General features: G+C 45.2%; 8 protein-coding genes. 3 read left to right on the top strand and 5 right to left on the bottom strand.

Annotation, left to right across the window (positions count from 1 at the left end):
• The 3 genes from I8J31_RS13940 to I8J31_RS13930 form a co-directional block, all read right to left on the bottom strand.
• The coding region (locus tag I8J31_RS13940; protein ID WP_199469185.1) for a hypothetical protein at window positions 1-269 on the bottom strand (269 nt) is incomplete at its 3' end.
• 224 nt (window positions 270-493) lie between these two features.
• Entirely contained in the window at window positions 494-1,324 is an 831-nt protein-coding gene (gene fghA, locus I8J31_RS13935) for an S-formylglutathione hydrolase (RefSeq protein WP_199469184.1), read from the bottom strand.
• Window positions 1,325-1,375: 51 nt separating this feature from the next.
• Entirely contained in the window at window positions 1,376-2,491 is a 1,116-nt protein-coding gene (locus I8J31_RS13930; protein WP_199469183.1) for an S-(hydroxymethyl)glutathione dehydrogenase/class III alcohol dehydrogenase, read from the bottom strand.
• Between the two features lie 178 nt (window positions 2,492-2,669).
• On the opposite strand from I8J31_RS13930, the gene I8J31_RS13925 reads away from it, so the two are divergent.
• Window positions 2,670-3,560, top strand: coding sequence for a LysR family transcriptional regulator (locus I8J31_RS13925; RefSeq protein WP_199469182.1), 891 nt, complete (start codon window positions 2,670-2,672; stop codon window positions 3,558-3,560).
• A gap of 48 nt (window positions 3,561-3,608) precedes the next feature.
• Entirely contained in the window at window positions 3,609-3,872 is a 264-nt protein-coding gene (locus I8J31_RS13920) for a DUF3820 family protein (RefSeq protein WP_199469181.1), read from the top strand.
• A 4-nt stretch (window positions 3,873-3,876) separates the two neighbouring features.
• On the opposite strand, the gene I8J31_RS13915 is transcribed toward I8J31_RS13920, so the two are convergent.
• Entirely contained in the window at window positions 3,877-4,329 is a 453-nt protein-coding gene (locus I8J31_RS13915) for a GNAT family N-acetyltransferase (RefSeq protein WP_199469180.1), read from the bottom strand.
• A 163-nt stretch (window positions 4,330-4,492) separates the two neighbouring features.
• Between I8J31_RS13915 and I8J31_RS13910 the strand changes: the two genes are divergently transcribed.
• Complete coding sequence (locus I8J31_RS13910; protein ID WP_199469179.1) at window positions 4,493-4,948, top strand: GNAT family N-acetyltransferase; 456 nt, start codon at window positions 4,493-4,495, stop codon at window positions 4,946-4,948.
• A gap of 80 nt (window positions 4,949-5,028) precedes the next feature.
• Here I8J31_RS13910 and I8J31_RS13905 read toward each other — a convergent pair whose 3' ends face one another.
• The gene (locus I8J31_RS13905; RefSeq protein ID WP_199469178.1) at window positions 5,029-6,405 is read right to left on the bottom strand and encodes a class II fumarate hydratase; all 1,377 of its coding nucleotides are present in this window, start codon (window positions 6,403-6,405) and stop codon (window positions 5,029-5,031) included.
• Between the last annotated feature and the right edge of the window lie 4 nt (window positions 6,406-6,409).

Raw genomic sequence — 6,409 nt, 5'->3', positions numbered from 1 at the left:
TTGGCCGCCGTATCAAACGCAGGGGCATGGGCCGTATTCGCCGCCGACATGCCCTGTGCCAACAACACACCCGGCATGGAAAAATACGAGGACAGCAGAATCAAGGCAATGTGTTTTTGGTGTTTACGACAAGGCGCCAACAAAGATTGATGAGACGAATAACGCGGAATAGGACGAACAGAAGAAAGAGACAAGGCGGGCTTTTTAGGAGAAGAAAAGCGTCCAACAACACCACATGTTTCTTTTAGCCACTTGAAAGCAGACAGCATAAACAACCTTCGTCCTTGAATTATTAATTTTAAAAATCCGAAGAAAACACGCTCGGAACAACAGAATTAATAAAAACACAGAAAATATTGTAAATGAATCTCATTTATATTCAAGAAATAAACACATATCCTTACAATTAAATGACATTTGTTGAGGCGCTGCCCTGCCCACCTGAATCAAAAAAACGAGCCGAAGCTCGCTTTTGTCAGTACAAACTCAACCACTATTTCAACGCGTTAGCATGATGTTCTAGGTGATCATCAATGAAGCTAGCGATAAAGAAGTAGCTGTGGTCGTAGCCCGGTTGACGACGTAGCGTCAGTGGGTGTCCGGCTTTTTCACAGGCGGATTCTAGTGCTTCTGGTTTCAGTTGCTCTACCAAGAAGTTGTCCGCTTCACCTTGATCGATCAATAAAGGCAAGCGTTCACTTGCCCCCTCGACCAATAAGGTCGCATCCCACTCGTTCCAAGTAGATTTGTCTTCACCTAAGTAACCTGTGAAAGCTTTTTCGCCCCAAGGACAGTTCGTTGGGTTAACAATAGGAGAAAACGCAGACACCGATTGATAGGTGCCCGGATTTTTCAAGGCACAAATCAAAGCGCCGTGACCACCCATAGAGTGACCAGAAATAGAACGTTTGTCCGTAACAGGAAAGTTCGTTTCTACCAAGTGCGGTAATTCTTGCACCACGTAATCGTACATGTGGTAGGTGTTCGAATACGGCGCCACGGTCGCGTTTAGATAGAAGCCCGCTGCTGAGCCAAAATCGTAGCTTTCATGTTCGTTCGGATAGTCCGTGCCGCGAGGGCTGGTATCAGGACAAACAATGGCTAAACCCAGTTCTGCTGCTTTACGAAACGCACCCGCTTTTTGGGTGAAGTTTTCGTCAGTACAGGTCAAGCCAGACAACCAATACAACACAGGTACTTTTTGCGTTTCCGCTTGCGGAGGCAAGAAAATCGCAAAGGTCATTTCGCCTTTTACCGATAAGCTCTCATGGCGGTAGCGTTTTAGCCAGCCACCAAAGCTTTTCGTGCTAGATAGCAATTCCATAATTACTCCTTACCGTTTGCACGGCCTAGACAGTGCAAACAAATGGCCAGCTTACTTATCAAAAAGAATAACAGTACGGATACTCTTACCTTCGTGCATCAAATCAAACGCTTCGTTGATTTGCTCAAGCGGCATGGTATGAGTCACAAATGGGTCAATTTCGATTTTGCCATTCATGTAATCTTCGACATAACCTGGCAATTGGCTACGACCTTTAACGCCACCGAATGCAGAACCTTTCCAGACTCGACCAGTCACTAGCTGGAACGGACGGGTAGAGATCTCTTGGCCAGCACCCGCCACACCTATGATGATGGATTCGCCCCAACCTTTATGGCAGCACTCCAGCGCCTGACGCATGATTTGCACGTTACCGATACATTCGAATGAGTAGTCTACGCCGCCGTCTGTCATATCAACAATCACTTGCTGAATAGGCGCATCGAAGTTTTTCGGATTAATGCAATCCGTCGCGCCGAATTGTTTCGCCATTTCGAATTTAGATTCATTAATGTCGATCGCGATAATGCGATCTGCACCGGCCATGCGCGCCCCTTGGATAACAGACAAGCCAATGCCGCCTAGACCAAATACGGCTACTGTTTCGCCTTTTTCTACTTTCGCTGTATTCAATACCGCACCAATACCCGTAGTGATACCACAACCGAGTAGACACACCTTTTCTAACGGTGCATCAACATGCACTTTCGCTAATGCAATTTCAGGAACCACACTGTATTCAGAAAAGGTAGAGGTTCCCATGTAATGGAAAATAGGTTCACCATTAATGCTAAAACGGCTCGTGCCATCAGGCATTAGGCCTTTACCTTGGGTTTCACGAACCGCCTGACACAAGTTAGTTTTGCCGGATTTACAAAATTTACATTCGCCACACTCTGCTGTGTAAAGCGGGATAACATGATCGCCAGCTTTAAGCGTAGTAACGCCTTCACCTACCGCTTCAACAATACCAGCACCTTCATGGCCTAGAATCGCAGGGAAAATACCTTCTGGATCTTCACCGGACAAGGTAAAAGCATCGGTGTGACAAACACCCGTTGCCACCATACGAACCAAGACTTCACCTGCTTGCGGGTCTTGAACATCAACTTCTTCAATTTTAAGTGGTTGGCCTGGGCCCCAAGCAACAGCGGCTTTACATTTCATCGCGTTCTCCAAGTTTGTTTTCAGTTAAGTTTTCAATCTACCCAGTGTAGTCCCAATTTATTACTAGGATAATGCCCGTTTTGGAAAATGATTATTGTCATATAGCAACAATCATTTGAAAAACCTCTGTTTTAGTTATAATGTAACAATTCGTTTTCAGCAGGTTGAGAGAGTAAAAATGAAAAACTGGGAAGCTATGGAAGCCTTCATCGAAGTCGTCCGACAAGGTGGTTTTTCCGCCGCTGCGATAAAGCTCAGCGTTTCCGCATCGCATATCAGCCGTTTGATTACCCAATTAGAAGCTGAGCTCGGCACGACACTTTTGTTTCGTACCACACGACGCATTCGCCTGAGCGAAGCAGGCGAACTTTATTATCAGCATTGTCGAGATTTACCAGAAGCCCTAAGCAGCGCCGAAGAAGTCATTTCTACCCTGAATCAAGCACCCATCGGTCCCTTTAAAATGACCTGTGCCACCACTTTTGGCGAACGTTACATTGCCCCTTTAATGAATGATTTTTTGTTGGATCACCCTAAAATCGATTTAGATTTTCATTTAACCAACCGCGCGGTTGATTTAATTGAAGAAGGCTACGACCTTGCGATTCGTATGGGCGCGATGAAAGATTCCAGCCACTTATCACGCCGCTTATGTGATCGGGTCGAATACCTTTGTGCTTCCCGTGAATACATTGACCAACACGGCATGCCGCATACTTTGGCTGAGTTAAATAAGCATCGCTGCTTGATCGGTTCCAAAAACCATTGGTTATTTCAACAGGATGGGCAGCGCAAAGAGGTGAAAGTCAGCAGCCAATGGCGCAGTAATTCTGGGCCGGCTTTAATAGACGCCATTCGTAAGGGCTTAGGCATTGCGCAACTGCCGGACTATTACGTCAATGACGACCTCGCCAGTGGCAAATTAGTCGCCCTACTGCCTCAGTATCAATACCCTTATAGTGGCGTTTGGCTAGTGTATCCGAAGGCTCGACAACCATCGCCAAAATTACGCGCTATTTGCGATTACTTGATTCAGCGCTTCAAGGAAAATCCGTCGTTTGCCAAATAACCTGCTTATGTTTAAATACAGCCAAGATTAATAACCTAAGTAAAAGTCATGTTTTCACAAGAAGATCTTGTTCACGTTGCTCGCCAAACCATGCCATTTGGTAAATACCAAGGTCGTGTATTAATCGATCTGCCTGAAGCGTATTTACTCTGGTTTTCTCACGAAGGTTGGCCAAATGGCAATCTAGGACAATGGCTACAATTAGCACTGGAAATCAAAATTAATGGCTTGGAAAAGCTGGTTGACCCACTGCGTAAGCCAACAGAAAAGAAAAAAGACGAACCCAAGGTTCGCATTCGCTTTGATGATTAATCTGTTACCCTGGCGAAACACCAGTGTGCCCATAGAATAGCACTCCACCATCTTCTTTTTCTAAGATAAAGCCAGCACGCTCTGCCACTTTCATTGAAGCTATATTTCCTACTTTCACTTCCGCCAATAAAGGTGAGTTTAATTCTTTTATAATGCCATTTAGCATTTGGTGGGCAACACCTTTACCCCGTGCTTCTGGCGCAACCGTCCAAGATAAGGTCCATTTTCCAGCCGCTAAATCCGCACGAACCGTACCCACGGCTTGATGGTTTTGCTCGGCAATATAAAGATGTCGATCCTCACGACTCAGGGAAGCTCGTAACCAATTCAAATGATCAGCCATTTCTATCATCTCAGAAGTATGAGAAGACAAACGGGTTCCTTCATCATTGCGCCACGCTAATAAACATTCGGCATCTGCCATTGTCGCTGGGCGTAAGCTAATTTGCTCTGTCATTTCACGCCTTCTTTCATGTCTAATACTCTTATTATTTGAAATTAAGAACGAGTATACACGTTTGTTTCACTTCATTTTAATACCCTACATTAGGCATAAAAATTGCCTGTGAAAAAGGCCATAGAATTATGGTTACGTAACACTTAATAAGGAAAATAATACGATGGATATCAGAATAGACGATTTATCAGGCCCAGAAGTCAAACAACTGCTAACCGAACACCTTGAAGACATGTACGCAACATCGCCTGCTGAGAGCGTCCACGCCCTAGACCTAACAGAGCTTAAGAAGCCAGACATCACCTTCTGGACAGTCTGGGAAGAAGAGCAACTCTTGGGTTGTGGCGCATTAAAGACATTCGATGAAAAACAAGGCGAAATCAAATCCATGCGCACCACCAGCGCGGCACGTAACAAAGGCATTGCCTCAACCTTACTCAGCTATATTCTCGATATGGCCAAACAACAAGGCATCGAGAAAATTAACCTAGAAACCGGTCCTCAGGATTTTTTTGCTCCTGCTAGAAAGCTCTACGAAAAAAACGGTTTCAGCTACTGCGGCCCATTCGCTGATTACGAGCTCGATCCGTACAGTGTGTTTATGACAAAACAACTTTAACCATGTATTTTTCATAAAAAAGCCAGCGTAAACGCTGGCCCGATTTCATTACTTAATAAGGGAAAAATCAAATAATGAAACTAGAGTCCACCATGAGTTAACTTGGCGGGGTCAAGCAAAGCAAGTAGCTCATCTCGACTCAATTCAGTCTCTTCTTCTGCCACATCCACCACAGGACGGCCTTCTTTATAGGCTTTTTTGGCAATGTCAGCGGCTTTTGCGTAGCCAATAATCGGATTAAGTGCTGTCACTAGAATTGGGTTTCGATGCAGCGCTTCGTTAAGTTTTTCCTCATTCACCGTCAAAGTCGCAATGGCGCTGTCTGCCAACAACTGACCACTGTTTGCCAATAACTTAATGCTGTTCAGTAGATTCTTAGCGATCATCGGCAACATCACGTTCAATTCAAAATTGCCCGACTGTCCACCTATGGTAATCGCCGCATCATTGCCAATCACCTGCGCGGCTACCATGGCAGTGGCTTCTGGAATAACCGGATTCACTTTACCCGGCATAATAGAAGAACCTGGCTGCAGTGCTGGTAGGCAAATTTCACCTAACCCAGCTAACGGGCCGGAGTTCATCCAACGCAGATCATTGGCAATTTTCATATAGGTAACCGCCACGGCTTTAAGCTGACCAGATAAGGCAACCGCCGTATCTTGTGAACCAATCAGAGCAAAGAAGTTATTACCAGGAGTGAAGGTCACCTTGGTCAAATCAGACAGCTCTTTGGCAAAAGTGTCTGCGAACTCGGGATGAGCATTAACGCCGGTACCCACGGCAGTGCCGCCTTGAGCAAGCTGAGTGGTTTTACTGAGCAAATAATTGAGGTTATCGATATTATCTTGCAGTTGTGCCGCCCACCCATGGAAGGTTTGATCCAAACGCACTGGCATGGCATCCATAAGATGAGTACGACCCGTTTTGGTGAAACCTTTTAACGCTTCACCTTTTTTGATAATGGTATCTTTTAAATGCTCTAAAGCGGGAATAAGGTGCCCTGTTAACTCTAGGCTGGCACTCACATGAATAGCACTAGGAATAACATCATTACTACTTTGCCCGTAATTTACATGGTCATTCGGATTCACTGGCGCGTCATGATAAGCACTCGCCAAGGTAGCAATCACCTCATTCGCATTCATATTAGAGCTAGTGCCAGAACCCGTTTGAAAAACATCAACAGGAAAATGCTGCATCAAATGCTTGTCATTCAATAACTCCTCACAGGCATTTTGAATCGCTTTAGACAAATCAGGCGTCAAGCATTCTAGCGATTCATTAGCACGAGCCGCCGCAGCTTTAATCATAATAAGGGAACGAATAAAAGCTTCTGGAAGTGGCTCATCACTAATGGGGAAATTGTTAATCGCGCGTTGGGTTTGGGCACCGTAAAGGGCTTTTTCTGGGACATTCAATTCCCCCATGCTGTCTTTTTCAATACGCATTTTCATGTTC

The sequence above is a fragment of the Marinomonas transparens genome, from assembly GCF_016463975.1.
GTDB classification, from domain to species: Bacteria; Pseudomonadota; Gammaproteobacteria; order Pseudomonadales; family Marinomonadaceae; genus Marinomonas; species Marinomonas transparens.
Note: the sequence above shows the minus strand (reverse complement) of the source record. Positions and strands in the feature narration are given on the sequence as shown.

Coding starts and splice junctions, on each gene's coding strand:
- fghA (WP_199469184.1), bottom strand. CDS start 1,324: ATGGAATTGCTATCTAGCACGAAAAGCTTTGGTGGCTGGCTAAAACGC.
- I8J31_RS13930 (WP_199469183.1), bottom strand. CDS start 2,491: ATGAAATGTAAAGCCGCTGTTGCTTGGGGCCCAGGCCAACCACTTAAA.
- I8J31_RS13925 (WP_199469182.1), top strand. CDS start 2,670: ATGAAAAACTGGGAAGCTATGGAAGCCTTCATCGAAGTCGTCCGACAA.
- I8J31_RS13920 (WP_199469181.1), top strand. CDS start 3,609: ATGTTTTCACAAGAAGATCTTGTTCACGTTGCTCGCCAAACCATGCCA.
- I8J31_RS13915 (WP_199469180.1), bottom strand. CDS start 4,329: ATGACAGAGCAAATTAGCTTACGCCCAGCGACAATGGCAGATGCCGAA.
- I8J31_RS13910 (WP_199469179.1), top strand. CDS start 4,493: ATGGATATCAGAATAGACGATTTATCAGGCCCAGAAGTCAAACAACTG.
- I8J31_RS13905 (WP_199469178.1), bottom strand. CDS start 6,405: ATGAAAATGCGTATTGAAAAAGACAGCATGGGGGAATTGAATGTCCCA.